This window comes from Ruegeria sp. CJ9, from assembly GCF_056536625.1.
The window spans coordinates 102,188-118,735 of sequence record NZ_JBQFPY010000005.1; the positions used below are offsets into that span (position 1 = coordinate 102,188).

Here is a 16,548-nt window from a genome sequence, read left to right on the forward strand (position 1 = left end):
GTTATGTTCTACCGTGAGGCCGGGGATTTCAAAACCTCCTACATCGATGACAACCAGACCTTTCCGATCAAGTTCGACCGGTATCGGTACTATGTCGTGCTGGCCGTGGCCTTTGGGATTATTCCGTTCCTCATCAATGATTACTGGGCCAATGCGTTGCTGTTGCCGTTTCTGATCTACGCGATTGCAGCGATCGGGTTGAACATTCTGGTGGGCTATTGCGGTCAGGTCAGCTTGGGCACCGGGGGGTTCATGGCCGTGGGGGCCTATGCCTGCTACAAGCTGATGACCGCGTTCCCGGATGTCAGCATGTTCATACATGTCATTCTGGCGGGCGGGATCACCGCCATTGTCGGCGTGCTGTTCGGCCTGCCAAGCCTGCGGATCAAGGGGTTCTATCTGGCGGTGGCAACTCTGGCCGCGCAGTTCTTTCTGGTCTGGCTTTTCAACCGCGTACCGTGGTTCTACAACTATTCCGCTTCGGGCCAGATCAACGCGCCCGAGCGTGACGTGTTCGGCATCATCATCACCGGCCCGAATGCACCGGCCTGGGCCACCTATCTGTTCTGCCTGATCTTCCTGTCGGTCAGCGCCATCATTGCGCGCAACCTGACGCGTGGCACCACGGGGCGCAGCTGGATGGCGATCCGCGACATGGATATCGCCGCCGAGATCATCGGGGTGAACCCGCTGAAGGCGAAACTGACCGCTTTTGCCGTCAGCTCGTTCTTTGTGGGCATCGCCGGGGCGCTGTTCTTTGCCGTCTATTTGGGCGCTGTCGAAGTGGGTGAGGTCTTTGGCATTCAGAAATCATTTCTGGTGCTGTTCATGATCATTATTGGCGGGTTAGGGTCTATTTTCGGATCCTTTGCGGGCGCTGCGTTTCTGGTGTTGCTGCCCGTGGTGCTGAAAGTTGTTGGCGCCGATTGGCTGGGCTGGCCCACCGATATTGTGGCGCATCTGCAGCTGGTGATTGTCGGCGCGCTGATCATCATGTTCCTGATCCTTGAGCCACACGGTCTGGCGCAGCTTTGGCGCGTGGCGAAAGAGAAACTCAGACTCTGGCCGTTCCCGCACTAAGGGGCAGGCCCAATCAGATAACGGGTGCAAAGCCCGACCCCAACATCGGACCAACCAAGGGAGGAGACACCCGATGAAATTGACACTGGCAACCGCGGCGCTTGGCGCCCTGATGGCCGCAGGACCGGCTCTGGCGGATTTGGTAATCCCTGATCTCAGCTACCGGACTGGGCCCTATGCAGCTGGCGGCATTCCGTTTTCGGACGGGTATAACGACTATTTCACCCTGTTGAACGAACGGGATGGCGGCATTGGCGGCGTGCCGATCCGCGTGGTCGAATGCGAAACCGGCTACAACACCGAAAAAGGGGTTGAGTGCTACGAATCAACCAAGGGCGAAGGCGCGTTGGTGTATCAACCGCTGTCGACGGGCATCACCTATCAGTTGATCCCAAAAGTGACCGCGGACAATATCCCGTTGCACACGATGGGATATGGCCGGACTTCGGCTAAGAATGGCGACGTTTTTAGCCACACGTTCAACTATCCGGCCAACTATTGGGACGGGGCGTCAGGTGCGATTAACTATCTGTTGGAAGAAAACGGTGGCGATCTGAGCGGCAAGAAAATTGCTCTGGTCTACCACAATTCGGCCTACGGCAAGGAGCCGATCCGCACGCTGGAAGAACTGTCCAAGAAGCACGGCTTTGAGCTGGCGGCCCTACCGGTCGATCACCCCGGTCAAGAGCAGAAGTCGCAATGGCTGCAGATCCGCCGCGACCGTCCTGACTATGTCTTGATGTGGGGCTGGGGCGTCATGAACCAGGTTGCGGTACAGGAAGCCGCGAACATCCGCTTCCCGATGGAGAATTTCATCGGTATCTGGTGGTCCGGCTCGGAAAATGACGTTGTGCCTGCGGGTGAGGCCGCGAATGGCTACAAGGCGTTGACCTTCCACAATGTGGGCACGGATTTCCCGGTCTTTGCTGACCTGCAACAATATGTGGTCGATTCTGGCAAGGCTGCCGGTGCAGGCGATCAGGTTGGGACGGTTCTGTATAACCGAGGCCTTTACGCTGCGGTGCTGGCTGCAGAAGCCATTAAGAAAGCACAAGAGCTTTCGGGCAATGCCGAAATCACTCCGGCTGACATGCGTGACGGTATGGAAGCGCTTGAAATGACCGAAGAGAAAATGGCTGAGCTGGGCCTGCCGAACTTTGGTCCGACCTTCTCGGTCTCGTGCAAAAACCACGGCGGCGACGCTCTGGTTGGTGTGACGCAGTGGGACGCGGCGAACAAGACCTGGTCGCTGATTTCTGACTTCAAACCAACAGATGGTGACGTGATCGGTGCGCTTATCGACGAGGATTCCGCAGCTTACGCGTCGGAAAACAACCTCGAGGGGCGCTGCAACTAAAGCGCAACAAAAACAGGGGCGGCGGTGATCTGCCGCCCCAACCCCCAAACAAGGACACGCGGTGATGCTGGAGTTTCTCCGGATAAGAACAGGGATAGTGCTGAGTGCGGTACTTGGGCTTGCTGCGTGCAGCGCGCCCGAGATCGACGGGCCGACCTGCACCGGGCTTGTCCGAGATTTTGTTCCGGCGAAATCCGTTGTCGGGCGCAGCTCAGCGCCGAATGTGGATGCGACTGCGGATCTGTTTGCCCGGGTGTTCGAAGGTCAGGCCGCGCAACGTGCAAACCTTGACCGCGATGGGCGGGGCATTCCCGTCGAAATTCTGGCTATGACCACCGGTGGGCAATATGGTGCCTTCTCATCAGGCGTTCTGACCGGCTGGACAGAAAACGGCAGGCCAGACTTCAACGTCGTGACCGGGGCCAGCGCCGGGGCTTTGATTACCCCTCTGGCATTTGCGGGATCGGCGTTTGACGCGCGCCTGAAATCCAATACCAGGATCAATTTGAACGATGTGCTGTCGCTGCAAATCGTGCCACCGATTCCTTTGGCCAGCTCTGTCTTCAGCACCAAAAAACTGAAACGGCTGGTCGAAAGTGAAATTGACGAACCTCTGCTGGATCGTATCGCCGAGCGGGCCGATCCGGGCCAATCCGGGCAAGAGGTCAACAGCGTGGTGGTCGGCGCGGTCAATCTGAAAACCGGGCGGTTCGACATCATGGATATCGGTCAGTATCTGGCCACCACCCCAGATGATTTCGCGACAAAAGAGGATTGCGTGTCCGAGGCGGTTCTGGCCAGCTCGGCCATTCCGGTTCTGTTCCCGCCTCGCAAGATCAATGGGGGCCTATACGCGGATGCAGGTGTGCGCCAGCATGTGTTTCTGGAAGGCCTGGCTAAAGGTCAGCAAACAGCTACGCAGCGCACAGGCCAACAATTTGACGTTCGGGTAACTTTGCTGGTGAACGGTGACCTGGTTGTCGCGGAAAAGGACCCAGGACCCGGTATCCTCGCGTTGGCAGGCCGGAATTTCCAACTGGTCACCGATCAGGGATTTCGCGAGTCGATCGACCGAACCCTTCGCGTTGTGAAACAGAACCCCTCTTGGACCTTTAAGGCATTGGTTGCGCCTGAACTGCCCGCGCTCAATTGCAAGAACCCCGAACCCCTTTTTGACAAATGTATCACCGGGGCCTTGTTCGAGGCGGGGAAGAACATGACAAGCTCTCAACCCATCCCGTGGCTGACCGCGGCTGAGGTGGAGCGCAAGATCAACGAAATCTACGGGAGTTGACGATGCTGGATGCGGCACAAACCACCGATGTACAGGCCGAAACCCTGTTGGAGGTCAACAATATCGAGGTGATCTACAACCACGTCATTCTTGTGCTGAAGGGCGTCAGCCTGACCGTGCCCAAGGGTGGGATCACCGCCTTGCTGGGCGGCAACGGGGCGGGCAAGACCACGACGCTCAAGGCGGTGTCGAACCTGCTGCAGTCCGAACGGGGCGAGGTCACCAAGGGTACGATCACCTATCGCGGCACCAGCGTGCATGAAAGCGATCCGGCCGATCTGGTGGAAAAGGGCGTCATTCAGGTGATGGAAGGCCGCCATTGCTTTGAACACCTGACGGTCGAGGAAAATCTGCTGACCGGGGCCTATACTCGCAAGGATGGCAACGCGGCGATCCAGCAGGATCTTGAACTTGTGTATTCCTATTTCCCGCGTCTCGCCGAACGGCGCCGGTCGCAGGCGGGCTATACCTCGGGCGGGGAACAGCAGATGGTGGCGATGGGTCGGGCTTTGATGTCGCGCCCAGAAACGATCCTGCTGGATGAGCCATCGATGGGTCTTGCGCCGCAGCTGGTCGAAGAGATTTTCGGCATCGTCAAGGATTTGAACGAGAAAGAGGGCGTGTCCTTCCTGCTGGCCGAACAGAACACCAATGTGGCGCTGCGGTTTGCACATTACGGATACATTCTGGAATCGGGGCGTGTTGTGATGGACGGCCCGGCGGCCGATCTACGCGAAAACCCGGATGTGAAAGAGTTTTATCTGGGCATGTCCGACGAGGGGCGCAAAAGCTTCCGTGACGTGCGCTCATACCGCCGCCGCAAAAGGTGGCTGTAAGCGGATGGAGGATCTGGTCATGAAGAACTACTACGACGCGCTCGAGACCCGTTCAGCCGACGAGCGCGCTGCCGATCAGGCTCAGGCGCTGCGTGTTCAAATTCAGCGGGCGTTGTCCGCGCCCGGTTTTGCGGCGCATCTTGCAGGGGTTGATTGCAGTGCTGTTGCCTCGGCCGAGGATCTGGTGAAACTGCCAGTGCTGCGCAAATCTGAACTGGCGCAGGCACAGGCGGCGCGGCCGCCGTTTGGCGGGTTCACGGTCACACCGGCGCGGCATTTTCACCATGTTTTTCAGTCCCCGGGCCCGATTTATGAGCCCGGCAGCACTGATCCCGATTGGTGGCGCATGGGCCGGTTCCTGCATGCGGCAGGCGTAGGACCCGGAGATATCGTCCATAACTGTTTTGGCTATCACCTGACCCCGGCTGGGATGATTTTTGAAAGTGGTGCGCGGGCTGTTGGGGCCGCTGTGCTGCCCGCCGGTACCGGCCAGACCGAGTTGCAGGTCACTGCGGCGCGTGATGTGGGGTGTACGTCTTATGCGGGTACTCCGGATTACCTGAAGGTCATTCTGGACAAAGCGGATGAGATGGGCGTGGAGCTGAACTTTTCTTCTGCCGTGGTGGGTGGTGGCGCGCTGTTCCCATCGCTGCGTCAGGATTATGCCGACCGGGGTATTTCCTGTCTGCAATGTTATGCCACCGCCGATCTGGGCAATATCGCCTATGAAAGCCACGCGATGGAGGGAATGATCATCGACGAGCATGTGATTGTCGAAATCGTCACGCCCGGCACAGGCACCCCGGTTGCAACGGGTGAGGTGGGTGAGGTCGTGGTGACCTCGCTAAACCCAGATTATCCGCTGATCCGGTTTGCCACCGGTGATATGTCCGCGATCATGCCCGGACAATCGCCTTGTGGCCGCACCAACCTGCGTATCAAGGGTTGGATGGGACGGGCCGATCAGACCACCAAGATCAAAGGCATGTTCGTGCGTCCTGAACAGGTGGCCGCGCTGGTCGACAAACATTCAGAGATCGTCAAAGCCCGTGTCATCGCCGCGCGACAGGGGGAAATGGACACGATGACCGTTCAGATCGAAAGTCCACGCGACGATGACGTGACCTATGCCAAATCCGTAATTGAGGTGCTGAAACTGAAAGGCGCGATTGAGGTTGTGGCCCCCGGGTCGCTGCCCAAGGACGGGTTGGTGATCGAGGATCAACGCGTTTACGAATAGTCCAACAAAGGGTTCTGCGGCAGTTTGTGCCGTAGAATTGTTCCTCTGCCTACTGGTGTTTCTTAGCATTTTAGTCGATTAAAGGCGAAACCTGCGCCTCTTTGCCTGTAACACCGGAAACATGGCCGAAATCGAATACTCAGAACACGGAACGCGCAATCGGGGCGTGTTTGGCACCCGGCTGGTGGCCGTGGTGGCCTATCTGGTGGCTGCGGCCTGTCTGCTTCCGATGATGGCTGTTGTGCTGGCAGCGGTGACGGGTGGGACGGAAACGATCTCACACCTGCTGGATACGGTTCTGCCCGGCTATGCGCTGACAACGTTGATTTTGGTGGTTCTGGTCGCCATCGGCACCTTGTCCATCGGTGTGGGCGCGGCCTGGCTGGTGACGATGACCCGCTTTCCGGGCGTCCGCTTTCTTGAGATCGCACTGGTCTTGCCACTGGCCTTTCCGGCCTATGTTCTGGCCTATGCCTATACGTTCATTCTGGATCACCCCGGCATCGTTCAAACCACCCTGCGCGAGGTGACCGGCTGGGGCCCGCGCGACTATTGGTTCCCCGAGATTCGCTCGACCGGGGGCGCGGCGGTGATGCTGATCCTGGTTCTGTATCCTTATGTCTATTTGTTGGCCCGCGCCGCCTTTCTACAGCAAAGCTCGACTGCTTTTCTGGCCGCGCGGGCGTTGGGAAAAAGCCCTTGGCTGGCGTTCTGGCATGTGTCCTTGCCAATGGCGCGCCCGGCAATTGCCGGCGGGGTCCTGCTGGCGATCATGGAGACCATCGCCGATTTTGGTACCGTGGCCTATTTCGGTGTCCAGACCTTTGCCACCGGTATCTATACCAGCTGGTTTTCGATCGGAGACCGCGCTGCCGCCGCGCAATTGGCCATGTGTCTGCTGGGTTTCGCGTTGCTGCTGGCAGTGATCGAACGCACTCGGCGGGGCAAGGCAAAATATTACCAGGCAGGTAAAAGCCACGCCCCACTGCCAGCACAGCAGATTAAAGGTTGGTTTGCAGTTGCGGGGTTCACGCTGTGTGCCATTCCGGTGCTATTGGGTTTTTTGCTGCCGGTGTTCATTCTCGTGCAGATGGGTCTTGAATCGGAACAGAACCTGCTGTCGCGGCGCTATATCGGGTTTATCCAGAACTCGTTAACGCTGGCAGGTACGGCCGCCGTCGTCACCGTTTTTGCGGCGATTTGCATAGGGTTCTATCAGCGGTTGCGCCCGGGCAAAGGGTCCGCCACGTCAGGTTATGTCGCGCGGCTGGGGTATGCAGTGCCGGGCGGTGTAATCGCGGTGGGCCTTTTGGTGCCTTTTGCCAGTTTCGACAACGCATTGGATGCTTGGATGCGCGAAACTTTCGATATCTCGACCGGCCTGCTGGTTACCGGGTCAATCTGGTTGCTGATCGCGGCCTATATGGTGCGTTTTCTGGCCGCTGCGCTCAGCGCTTATGAGGGTGGGCAAAGCACGGTGCATGTCAACATGGACGCCGCTGCACGGTCGCTGGGCCAGACCCCGTTGGGAACGCTGAGACGGGTGCATTTGCCAATCCTGACGCCCTCGCTGCTGACGGCGCTGCTGATCGTCTTTGTCGACGTGATGAAAGAGCTTCCCGCCACCTTGATCATGCGGCCCTTCAATTTTGATACGCTGGCGGTACAGGCGTATCGGCTGGCTTCGGATGAGCGGTTGGAGGGTGCCGCCGTGCCCTCGCTGGTGATCCTTGCGGTGGGGCTGTTGCCGGTGATTCTGATCTGCCGTCAGGTCGGGCGGCGCTAGCACAGGGCGAACCAAAAAATCACATCCTGTTGTGCTTGGGCTTGATTCAAACGCAATTTCCGGCAAGGCTTGGGGTATGAACATGCAGCCTCCCAGCCGGTTTTCTGCAAACTCGGCCCAGATGCCCGTCGCGTTTAACCGGCACGAGATGTCCCATATTCTATCCGTCTATGGCAGGATGGTCGCCGCCGGAGAATGGCGCGATTACGGAATTTCCAACCTGCGCGACATGGCGGTGTTTTCCATCTTTCGGCGAACGGCAGAACATCCGATTTACCGGGTCGAGAAACATCCACGTCTGCGGCAAAGGCAGGGGATGTATTCGGTGGTTGGCATGGATGGCCGCATCCTGAAACGCGGCCAGGATTTGCGCACGGTTCTAAGGGTGTTGGAACGCAAGCTGATTCGCTCGGTCGACCTTGATTAGAGCCGTTTGTGGGCGGTCACTGGCCCATCACCCTGTTCCAGAATACGCGTGATAGCCTGATCCATCGGCTCGAACGTCACATCCATGTGATAGGCATTGGCATGCAGCAGCATGTTGTCGCCATAGACCCAGGCGACGTGACCCTTCCAAAACAGCAGATCGCCGCGTTTCGGTTCCGTCCCAGCGGGCAGGGCCTCGCCCAATTCACGCTCTTGATCGCCGCTATCGCCGGGACAAGGCGTGCCGCAGGCCAATAGCCCAGCCTGCACCAGACCCGAGCAATCCAATCCGAACCGGCTGTTGCCGCCCCAAAGATAGGGTGTGCCCAGAAACAGTTCGGCCACGGAAACCGGATCGGTCAGGTGGATGGCGTTGCGCTTGGCATGAACGGCGGGGATGAATCCCAGCTCAGTTTCCAGAAACCGGCCATTTTCCGAAAGAACCTGAACCCTGCTGCCGAAACTTAACGAGACCCGGTCGGGGCTTTTCATATCCGGCTGCGCATAGGCGTGGGTCGCAGGCGCCGTGACCCAATGCGTATCGGGCACCGGTGCCCCCAAATGATCCAGGTTTACCCAGCCCGGGTAACCGTCCTTGTCGGCGGTGATCCGGCCCCAACCCTGTTGCGTTTCAAGGACGGTGACGGTGTCACCGAATAAAAGCTGCCGGTCCCGCGGACCATCCGGGCGGCGCAACAGGTCAGCGACGGGGGTTATGATGCGCTGTTGGGTCATAAGCCCAGAATCTCGGGTAGGGCGGTCAATATGGCGCGGGGGCCTTGACCGAGGCCGCCTTTGCTGCGACCCGGGACCTTGCTGGGCTGCCACGAGTAGATGTCGAAATGCATGTAACGACTATTGCCCACAAACCGACGCAGGAACAGCGCGGCGGTGATCGAGCCTGCAAACCCACCCGGAGGCGCATTGTCCAGATCGGCGATGCCGGGTTCGATCATTGCCTCATAGGGTTCATGGAACGGCATCCGCCAAACCGGATCAGCGGCCTGCCTGCCTGCTTGTGCCAAAGCATCGGCAGCACTGTCGTCATCGGTGTAAAACGGCGCAAGATCGGGGCCAACGGCCACCCGCGCGGCACCCGTCAGCGTGGCCATCGAGATTACCAGATCCGGCTCCCCCTCATCTGCCAGCGTCAGCGCATCGGCCAGTACCAGCCGCCCCTCAGCGTCGGTATTGTTGATCTCAACCGTCAAGCCCTTGCGCGAGGTCAGGATATCGCCGGGGCGAAAGGCGTCTCCGGCCACCGAATTTTCAACCGCTGGGATCAACACCCGCAGTTGCAGCGGAAGGTTCAACGCCATGATCATCCGGGCCAGGCCCAGCACATTGGCCGATCCTCCCATGTCCTTCTTCATCAAGCCCATCGAGTTGCCGGGTTTCAGGTTCAACCCACCGGTATCAAAACACACACCTTTGCCGACCAATGTCAGCTTGGGACCGACACTGCCCCAGTTTATCTCGATCAGCCGGGGGTCCTGCGCGGATGCCCGGCCAACGGCGTGGATCATCGGAAAGTTCTGATCCAACAGCGCCGCGCCGCGGATCACGTCGCACGACGCCTCGAATTCCTGCGCCAGCGCCTCTGCCGCAGCTTGCAATTGATCCGGACCCATATCTGCGGTGGGCGTGTTGACCAAATCGCGGGTCAGGGCCTCGGCTTGGGCCAAAACTTCGATCAACGTGGCGTCGACGCCCTCGGGCGCGATCAGCCGGGCGTTGGCCGGAGATTGCTTGGCATAGCGGTTGAACGCATAGCCGGTCAGCAACCAGCCCAGACATTCGGTCGCTAACACCTCGGATGGGACGCCAGAAGCAATGTGATAGGTGCCTTCTGGCAGGGTTTCGGCCACGGCGGCCAGCGGAAAGCGCTTGCGCACCCGGCCTGTTGCTTTGCCATATCCCCCCAGCGCAAATTCGGGTTTGCCTTCCGGTCCGGGAATCAGCAATGCTTGACCCAGCGCGCCGGTGAACCCGCTGGCCCTGACCCAGTTTGGAATATGGTCTGGCTGATCGCTCAGCCAACCTTCCAGATCGGGTTGTGCGATGACATGCAGCGGAAGCGATGGATCAGAAGAGGAAGCGAAGGACAGGGTCATGGAAATCTCGGCTTGTTCGATTTGCGCCCAGCCTAGCCGCCCACGGCCCGTCCGCAAGCCCCGTCAGACCGAAAGGTCCTGCTGATCCCAGATCACCGTCAACGAGTTTTCACCGACCCGGATCAGCCGCGACAGGGTGGCGCCGGTGGCAACGGCATCCCCTGCATCCACGGACTGCGCCACATCTCCGGCGACGCGGGCCAATGCGACCATGCCGATCTGTTCGGCGATCGCCACCAGCGACCGCGCGCATTTGCGCAACCCGGCCCAATCGCGTTGCCGCCAGAACCGTTCGCAGTTCGACAGGCGCACGGCCAGTTCCTCGACCGTACGGCACAAAACGTCCAATGCGTTCTTGTCGCCCAATTGCCGGTACAATCCATTCAGCCGGTCCTGATCCAGACGAACGGTTTCCTTGTGTTCAAGCGTGAGTATCTTATCCACCACATTCACCCCAATATTTTGTGCCCCCACGGCATGGACCGACTTTGACCGCGAATTCCTTTGCAAAACCTTGCATTCGCGGGGGATAATCGCTCGAATTTTCTGCGAATTCGGGGTAGAGCAGCCCCCAGCGAACAAATCAGGGACTTTCAAATGGATCACGCCAAACCTTTGCCGAACTATTTGGTCAAGCGGTATCACGGCTGGAAAGCCACCACATATTCTGAAAATCAAGTCTGGTATCGCCGTCTGGCCACTGAAGGACAACGTCCACGGGCGATGGTGATTTCATGTTGTGACAGCCGCGTCCATGTCACTTCGATCTTCGGGGCCGATCAGGGTGAGTTCTTTATTCACCGCAACATTGCCAACCTGGTGCCGCCCTATGCACCGGATGGTGATCATCACGGCACCAGTGCGGCGATTGAATATGCGGTCACCGCTCTGAAAGTGGCGCATCTGATCGTGCTGGGCCATTCGCAATGTGGTGGTGTGCAGGGCTGTATCGACATGTGCAAGGGGCAGGCCCCGCAACTGGAAGCCAAAGAAAGCTTTGTGGGCCGCTGGATGGATATCCTCAAACCGAAATACGACCTGGTCGCCGATGTCGAGGACAGCGTTGAACAGGCGCGTCAGTTTGAGCGGCAGGCGGTTGTGGCCTCGCTTGAGAACCTGATGACCTTTCCCTTCGTGTCCTCTGCGGTGCAGGATGGTTCGCTCAGCCTGCATGGGTTGTGGACCGATATCGGCGAAGGCGGGCTGCAAAGCTATGATCCGCAGGAAAAGAAATTCGTCGTCGTCTAAGCGGCGCTGAAATGTTGCGCAAATAGTGGGCGGAGGATCAGGTCTCTGATTCTGCGCCCTTTTTTGGTATAGTGGCCTGATCCAGGTTTGGGTTAGAGGCGCGATATGCGAGTCATCAAACGTATTTTCCTTTTTCTAATCTGTCTTGTTTTGCTATTGATCGGTGTCTCATACCTGCTGCCCGGCAAGGCGATCGTGTCGCGCAGCATCACCATCGATGCCCCGGCCAGCGCCATCTTTCCTTATGTGAATTCCATGCAAGAGACCGAGAAATGGTCTCCCTGGCTGGCGCGGGACCCGGAAACGCAACTGTCCTATAGCGGACCCGAAGCTGGGGTGGGCAATACCCTGAGCTGGAGTTCCGAGCATCCACAAGTCGGCAGCGGCACTCAGGAAATCATCGAAAGTGTTCCGGATCAGACCGTCAGAACCGCGCTGGATTTTGGTCCGATGGGCACGGCATCGGCGTCGTTTGAGCTGGCGCCCGAAGGCGATCAGACTCAGGTAACTTGGGGGCTTGAATCCGATCTTGGGATGAACCCGATGGCACGCTGGATGGGGTTGATGATGGATAAGTGGGTCGGCGGCGATTACGAACAGGGACTGAGCAATCTAAAGGCGCTGGTCGAAGGACAGACCTAAGCCAATAGGTTTTGCGCCGCAGGTTTTGATCTATGCAGCCCGGCGCAACGGTCGGGCAGATTATTCAAATCGAATTCGGGCGAGCTTTCCAAGGTGGTCGGAGCCCATAAAGGGGCGCAACTCAACCGTTCCCGTTGTTCCTTTCGGGAACAACAGGTTGTCGATTGGCAAGGGTATCTGCCAGCTGCCAAGGTTATGAGTGTTCAAGATAGTTCCAAAGCTTTGATTGTCTGCTGCCGCCGCGATCCGCTGAACGCTTTGGCCCCAGGGCACCATATTGAAATCTCCGGCAATCAGAACCGGCCCGTCGAGTTCCTTAATGCGATCAGCAATCACTTGGCTTTGTTTGGATTGGTCGTAAGGAAACGGCCAGTTCAGGTGTACGGATACAACCCAAACCAGACCGCCGCCGGGGGTTTTAACCTGCACCCCGACAAGCCCATACCCTTCCAGGCAAAACTCGGAACCTTCGACAATTGGCAATGTGGTCAAGATGGCGACGTTTTGTTCGGGGCGAAATTCACAGATCGATTTTGCCGGGTAATGTTCGAACATGTTTCTCATGAACTTGCGATTGTGACTGGACACTTCCTGCAAGGTCACGATCTCGGCGTTGGATTCTATTATGTCATCGGCCAAGGGATAGCGTGGCCAGGCCTGGCTCATGAGGTTCTTTTGATACAACGTCAGGCAAGCACCGTTGCAATCACCTGAGGGCGCTGCATAGCTGGTTGCGATTGACCCAATCGCGAGGACGGCGACGGCTATCGCGCTCAAAGCGACGTAACGCGCGCGCATGCACAGCAAAATCACGGCGCATGGTAAAAGCAGAACGCCGGCCAGCGGGCGAAGCAGGGCGAACGAATCCCCAGCTGCAATGACGGGGCCTGTAAAGCCAATAATGACCAGACCCATCAGCATACTTGCGCAGCCTATGATCAGGTTTCGTACAATCCTGTGCCTGGTCAAAACTCGCATGCTCTGCCTCTGTCGCTTTGTTCGGGGCAATGCATGTGGTTTGCTGTGTCACATGTCCCGCTGTCAAAGCGCGTCATTTTGGTGACAAGCCAGCCTGTCTTTGTCAACAGGCAGAGGTGGAATGTGCCACGTCATCCAACATGGCACATTCGATATGTTTATCAGCCCTTTTTCAGGACTTCACGACCCAGCAGTTCGGCAATCTGCACAGCGTTGAGCGCCGCGCCCTTGCGCAGGTTGTCGGACACGCACCACAGGTTCAGGCCGTTTTCGATCGTCGAATCCTGGCGGATGCGGCTGATGAAGGTGGCAAAATCGCCTGCGCATTCGATCGGCGAGACGTAGCCGCCGGGTTCGCGCTTGTCGATCACCATGATGCCCGGTGCCTCGCGCAGGATGTCGCGGGCTTCGTCTTCGTCCAGGAATTCTTCGAATTCGATGTTCACCGCCTCGGAATGGCCGACGAACACCGGAACACGAACGCAGGTAGCAGTAACCTTGATCGACGGATCGACGATCTTTTTGGTTTCGACAACCATCTTCCACTCTTCCTTGGTCGAGCCGTCTTCCATGAAGACGTCGATCTGAGGAATGACGTTGAAGGCGATCTGTTTCTGGAACTTCTTCGGTTCAACCTCGGTGGTGGGGTTGTAGATGGCCTTGGTCTGATCCCACAGCTCATCCATCCCCTCTTTGCCAGCACCCGAAACCGACTGATAAGTCGACACGACAACGCGCTTGATCTTGGCGCGATCATGCAGCGGCTTCAGCGCGACAACCATCTGCGCCGTCGAGCAGTTGGGGTTGGCGATGATGTTCTTGTTCTTATAGTCGTGAATCGCCTGCGGATTACATTCCGGCACGATCAGCGGAATCTCCGGGTCATAGCGATAGAGCGACGAGTTATCGATCACCACGCAGCCAGCCGCGGCCGCCTTGGGGGCGTAAACCTTGGTGGCCTCGGACCCCACGGCAAACAATGCCATGTCCCAGCCGGTGAAATCGAATGTGTCCAGGTCTTTGGTCGTGAGGGTCTTGTCGCCAAAAGTCACCTCAGTCCCCAGCGAACGACGGCTTGCCAGGGCAGCAAGTTCATCGACAGGGAACTGGCGTTCCGCCAGGATGTTCAGCATTTCGCGGCCCACGTTACCCGTGGCGCCGACGACTACGACGCGATAGCCCATTTCATGTCTCCAAAGTTAAGGACGCGCGTTCATAGCCGCGTTGCAGCAAAGAAAAAAGAGGAATCGCGCCATTATTCCGAGGATGACGGCGATTTGAGGCGTTTCCGGCCTCAGTCTTGCGCTAACAGGGATCGGTATACCTTGACGATCTCTTCTGCCTCGCCTTCGATTCGAAAATTCTGTTCGATATGCTGGCGGGCGGCGGTTCCGGCGGCGGCCATTTTGCCTGGGTCGCTCAGCATGTCGTGCAAAGCCTCGGCCAGCGCATCAACGTTGTCTTTTTTCACCAAACGACCGGTTACTCCGTCCTGAATCTGCGCACTAAAGGCGCCAACGCCATGGCAGGCGATGGCCGGAACGCCTGATGCCATCGCTTCAAGCGGGGTCAGGCCGAACCCTTCATGGCGGGCAGGGGCGACGAACAAATCCAGCGCGCGATAGGTTTCGACGATCTCCTCCCACGGGCGTTCGCCCAGAAACCGGACACGGTCGGCCAGCCCGGCCTGTTTCAGCTTGGTTTCCTGTTCATGCTGGAAGGCTTCGAATTCTTTCGTGGCATTGCCGGTAAAGACAATTTTGGCATCGGGAAAGGATGGCAGCACCTTGATCGCTGCATCGACCAACAGATCGACGCCTTTTTGGGGTCGAATACGCCCGAAGCACCCTATCAACGTCCCGGTTGGCAATCCAAGCTTGGCGCGCAGTGCTTCCTTATCCTCGGCCGGGTGGAAGATCTGCGTATCAACGCCATGCATGATCACCTTCGACGGGTGTTGCAGGAATGAGGCCGCCTGTGGTGTGGTGGCAATCAACGCATCCATTTTCGAGATCAGTTTTTTGGTAAATCCCGAATGATCGCGCTGTGCGGCCGACGTGAACAGCATTTTATAGTTGCGGCGGAATACGGACCTTAGGAACAGCCCCATCAGCATTTCGGTGTTGCGACGCGCATGCCAGACGATGGGCGCACGATTGGGCAAAAACAGAGTCTTCCAAAGGGGAATATGCGGAATATTATCTGGCAACCCTGGGCCCGTGGCGCGGATGTTGATCAGCTTTAACTGGATGGGCAGCAGCCGGATAACAGTTGTGGTCACTCCCGAAAGACTATGTTTCAGGTTCGGCGCCAGAACTTCGATATCCTGCATTGAGCTCTCCATACCCGATGATCCGAGGCGGGATCAGTCTATGCTGTCGCGGCTGAATAGATAAATCACGCACCCGATGGCAAGCGCGACTGCGAAAAAGCCGAATATCGCTGTGTAGGGTGCGGTCGGGCTTATGTCCACCGTGGCCGCGTGAATGCGTCCGGTGATAAATTGGGCCAGCCCCACACCTCCGATGCCAAAGAGGTTCAGCAAGGTCATGCCGCGCCCAACCAGATGCGGTGCAACGAAAGCGCGGCCATGCGCCATGATCACCGGAAAGCTGGCCCCCATGAACCCAATCACCGCCATCAGAACCACTGATACCCAGACGGCGTTGTTGATCCACAGACACAACAGCACCAGCGCCACGGTGCCCAACGCATTGCCGCCGAAAATCACCCATTTCCGCGTGCCTAGCATCCGGTCAAGCGGCCCGTAGGCAAAGGTGCCTGCAATCATCGCCGCGCCCATGATCAGAGTCGCCGTCCCGATCTGAGTGGTGTTTAGGTTGAATATATCGCTTAGGTACGGTCCGGCCCACAACCCTCGTGTGGCGCCCGAGGGTGCATAGGCGACCAGCATCAAAGGCAGGATCGCCCAAAGCGCGGGTTCCTTCAGCAGATCCAGCACGGACCCCCTGTGTTCGATCTCGACCCGTTTTGGGTCATGCACGGTGAACCAGATACCCAGTGCGATAGCCCCCGAAAACAGCGCCAACACCCACATCGTTGCGCGCCATCCAACCAGTTCGACCGCCAGCGCAGTGGGGTATGAGGCCACCAGATTGCCGACCGATCCAACCCCCAACATCACGGCGGCCAATGTCGCAAAGCGGGCGGGCGGGTATTCCCGCGCGAAGATATAATAAGATGCCATCAAAACAGGCGAGCATCCGACCCCGATCAATCCCATGGCGATGGCGATGTGAAACGGCGTGTGGGCCACGGCAAACAGGGCTGCGCCACCTGCGCCGCCGACCAGCAAAAGAACGGCCGAGGTCAGGCGCGGCCCGACCTGGTCCAGAGCCCATCCCACCGGCAATTGCATCGCGGCAAAGATCAGAAACCAAAGACCCGAGGCAAAGGCCAGATCCTCGGGTGTGGCGCCGATATCGCGGCCCAGATCAACGCTGAGAACCGCCAGAAAGGCGCGAAAGAACTGGCTGAGCACATAGCCCAGGCACAAGACTACCAGACCTGCCTTCATTTTTCGTCC

Annotated in this window: 16 protein-coding genes; 9 read left to right on the forward strand and 7 right to left on the reverse strand. The window is 58.2% G+C overall.

The annotated features are described in order from the left end of the window. Nucleotides 1-3: 3 nt before the first annotated feature. The 7 genes from ACR0AJ_RS11980 (at nucleotide 4) to ACR0AJ_RS12010 (ending at nucleotide 8,020) form a co-directional block, all read left to right on the forward strand. Nucleotides 4-1,080: a branched-chain amino acid ABC transporter permease gene (locus tag ACR0AJ_RS11980; RefSeq protein WP_170349609.1), complete on the forward strand. Its 1,077-nt coding sequence runs from the start codon at nucleotides 4-6 to the stop codon at nucleotides 1,078-1,080. Nucleotides 1,081-1,153: 73 nt separating this feature from the next. Continuing rightward, nucleotides 1,154-2,437, forward strand: a complete 1,284-nt coding sequence (locus ACR0AJ_RS11985; protein WP_170360980.1) for an ABC transporter substrate-binding protein — start codon at nucleotides 1,154-1,156, stop codon at nucleotides 2,435-2,437. Nucleotides 2,438-2,501: 64 nt separating this feature from the next. Then, nucleotides 2,502-3,731, forward strand: a complete 1,230-nt coding sequence (locus ACR0AJ_RS11990; RefSeq protein ID WP_480647580.1) for a patatin-like phospholipase family protein — start codon at nucleotides 2,502-2,504, stop codon at nucleotides 3,729-3,731. 2 nt (nucleotides 3,732-3,733) lie between these two features. Beyond that, on the forward strand, nucleotides 3,734-4,567 hold the full coding sequence (locus tag ACR0AJ_RS11995; RefSeq protein WP_170349612.1) for an ABC transporter ATP-binding protein: 834 nt from the start codon (nucleotides 3,734-3,736) through the stop codon (nucleotides 4,565-4,567). Between the two features lie 4 nt (nucleotides 4,568-4,571). Further along, complete coding sequence (locus ACR0AJ_RS12000) at nucleotides 4,572-5,807, forward strand: phenylacetate--CoA ligase family protein (RefSeq protein WP_480740908.1); 1,236 nt, start codon at nucleotides 4,572-4,574, stop codon at nucleotides 5,805-5,807. A 121-nt stretch (nucleotides 5,808-5,928) separates the two neighbouring features. After that, nucleotides 5,929-7,593, forward strand: coding sequence for an ABC transporter permease (locus tag ACR0AJ_RS12005; RefSeq protein ID WP_480647584.1), 1,665 nt, complete (start codon nucleotides 5,929-5,931; stop codon nucleotides 7,591-7,593). Between the two features lie 76 nt (nucleotides 7,594-7,669). Further along, entirely contained in the window at nucleotides 7,670-8,020 is a 351-nt protein-coding gene (locus tag ACR0AJ_RS12010; protein ID WP_170349615.1) for a DUF2794 domain-containing protein, read from the forward strand. Here ACR0AJ_RS12010 and ACR0AJ_RS12015 read toward each other — a convergent pair. The 3 genes from ACR0AJ_RS12015 to ACR0AJ_RS12025 form a co-directional block, all read right to left on the reverse strand. After that, nucleotides 8,017-8,754 carry a C40 family peptidase gene (locus ACR0AJ_RS12015; RefSeq protein ID WP_480638414.1) on the reverse strand — a complete coding sequence of 246 codons (738 nt, stop codon included), beginning with the start codon at nucleotides 8,752-8,754 and terminating at the stop codon, nucleotides 8,017-8,019. The genes ACR0AJ_RS12010 and ACR0AJ_RS12015 overlap by 4 nt on opposite strands. Then, entirely contained in the window at nucleotides 8,751-10,133 is a 1,383-nt protein-coding gene (locus ACR0AJ_RS12020) for a leucyl aminopeptidase family protein (RefSeq protein WP_480647588.1), read from the reverse strand. The genes ACR0AJ_RS12015 and ACR0AJ_RS12020 overlap by 4 nt, the downstream gene beginning before the upstream one ends. A gap of 63 nt (nucleotides 10,134-10,196) precedes the next feature. Beyond that, on the reverse strand, nucleotides 10,197-10,586 hold the full coding sequence (locus ACR0AJ_RS12025; RefSeq protein ID WP_170349845.1) for a hypothetical protein: 390 nt from the start codon (nucleotides 10,584-10,586) through the stop codon (nucleotides 10,197-10,199). A gap of 144 nt (nucleotides 10,587-10,730) precedes the next feature. Here ACR0AJ_RS12025 and ACR0AJ_RS12030 point away from each other — a divergent pair, with 144 nt between their 5' ends. Both ACR0AJ_RS12030 and ACR0AJ_RS12035 read left to right on the forward strand, forming a co-directional pair. After that, the gene (locus ACR0AJ_RS12030; RefSeq protein ID WP_170349618.1) at nucleotides 10,731-11,381 is read left to right on the forward strand and encodes a carbonic anhydrase; all 651 of its coding nucleotides are present in this window, start codon (nucleotides 10,731-10,733) and stop codon (nucleotides 11,379-11,381) included. Nucleotides 11,382-11,486: 105 nt separating this feature from the next. Continuing rightward, nucleotides 11,487-12,023 (forward strand): SRPBCC family protein, encoded by a 537-nt coding sequence (locus ACR0AJ_RS12035; protein WP_480647590.1) that lies wholly within the window; start codon nucleotides 11,487-11,489, stop codon nucleotides 12,021-12,023. 60 nt (nucleotides 12,024-12,083) lie between these two features. Here ACR0AJ_RS12035 and ACR0AJ_RS12040 read toward each other — a convergent pair whose 3' ends face one another. The 4 genes from ACR0AJ_RS12040 to ACR0AJ_RS12055 form a co-directional block, all read right to left on the reverse strand. After that, nucleotides 12,084-13,001: an endonuclease/exonuclease/phosphatase family protein gene (locus ACR0AJ_RS12040; protein ID WP_480647591.1), complete on the reverse strand. Its 918-nt coding sequence runs from the start codon at nucleotides 12,999-13,001 to the stop codon at nucleotides 12,084-12,086. A 161-nt stretch (nucleotides 13,002-13,162) separates the two neighbouring features. Continuing rightward, nucleotides 13,163-14,185, reverse strand: a complete 1,023-nt coding sequence (locus tag ACR0AJ_RS12045) for an aspartate-semialdehyde dehydrogenase (RefSeq protein ID WP_170349621.1) — start codon at nucleotides 14,183-14,185, stop codon at nucleotides 13,163-13,165. Between the two features lie 110 nt (nucleotides 14,186-14,295). Beyond that, entirely contained in the window at nucleotides 14,296-15,333 is a 1,038-nt protein-coding gene (locus tag ACR0AJ_RS12050; RefSeq protein WP_170550205.1) for a glycosyltransferase family 4 protein, read from the reverse strand. A 33-nt stretch (nucleotides 15,334-15,366) separates the two neighbouring features. Beyond that, nucleotides 15,367-16,539, reverse strand: a complete 1,173-nt coding sequence (locus ACR0AJ_RS12055) for an MFS transporter (RefSeq protein ID WP_480740910.1) — start codon at nucleotides 16,537-16,539, stop codon at nucleotides 15,367-15,369. Nucleotides 16,540-16,548 lie beyond the last annotated feature (9 nt).

Coding starts and splice junctions, on each gene's coding strand:
- ACR0AJ_RS11980 (WP_170349609.1), top strand. CDS start 4: ATGTTCTACCGTGAGGCCGGGGATTTCAAAACCTCCTACATCGATGAC.
- ACR0AJ_RS11985 (WP_170360980.1), top strand. CDS start 1,154: ATGAAATTGACACTGGCAACCGCGGCGCTTGGCGCCCTGATGGCCGCA.
- ACR0AJ_RS11990 (WP_480647580.1), top strand. CDS start 2,502: ATGCTGGAGTTTCTCCGGATAAGAACAGGGATAGTGCTGAGTGCGGTA.
- ACR0AJ_RS11995 (WP_170349612.1), top strand. CDS start 3,734: ATGCTGGATGCGGCACAAACCACCGATGTACAGGCCGAAACCCTGTTG.
- ACR0AJ_RS12000 (WP_480740908.1), top strand. CDS start 4,572: ATGGAGGATCTGGTCATGAAGAACTACTACGACGCGCTCGAGACCCGT.
- ACR0AJ_RS12005 (WP_480647584.1), top strand. CDS start 5,929: ATGGCCGAAATCGAATACTCAGAACACGGAACGCGCAATCGGGGCGTG.
- ACR0AJ_RS12010 (WP_170349615.1), top strand. CDS start 7,670: ATGAACATGCAGCCTCCCAGCCGGTTTTCTGCAAACTCGGCCCAGATG.
- ACR0AJ_RS12015 (WP_480638414.1), bottom strand. CDS start 8,754: ATGACCCAACAGCGCATCATAACCCCCGTCGCTGACCTGTTGCGCCGC.
- ACR0AJ_RS12020 (WP_480647588.1), bottom strand. CDS start 10,133: ATGACCCTGTCCTTCGCTTCCTCTTCTGATCCATCGCTTCCGCTGCAT.
- ACR0AJ_RS12030 (WP_170349618.1), top strand. CDS start 10,731: ATGGATCACGCCAAACCTTTGCCGAACTATTTGGTCAAGCGGTATCAC.
- ACR0AJ_RS12035 (WP_480647590.1), top strand. CDS start 11,487: ATGCGAGTCATCAAACGTATTTTCCTTTTTCTAATCTGTCTTGTTTTG.
- ACR0AJ_RS12040 (WP_480647591.1), bottom strand. CDS start 13,001: ATGCGAGTTTTGACCAGGCACAGGATTGTACGAAACCTGATCATAGGC.
- ACR0AJ_RS12045 (WP_170349621.1), bottom strand. CDS start 14,185: ATGGGCTATCGCGTCGTAGTCGTCGGCGCCACGGGTAACGTGGGCCGC.
- ACR0AJ_RS12050 (WP_170550205.1), bottom strand. CDS start 15,333: ATGCAGGATATCGAAGTTCTGGCGCCGAACCTGAAACATAGTCTTTCG.
- ACR0AJ_RS12055 (WP_480740910.1), bottom strand. CDS start 16,539: ATGAAGGCAGGTCTGGTAGTCTTGTGCCTGGGCTATGTGCTCAGCCAG.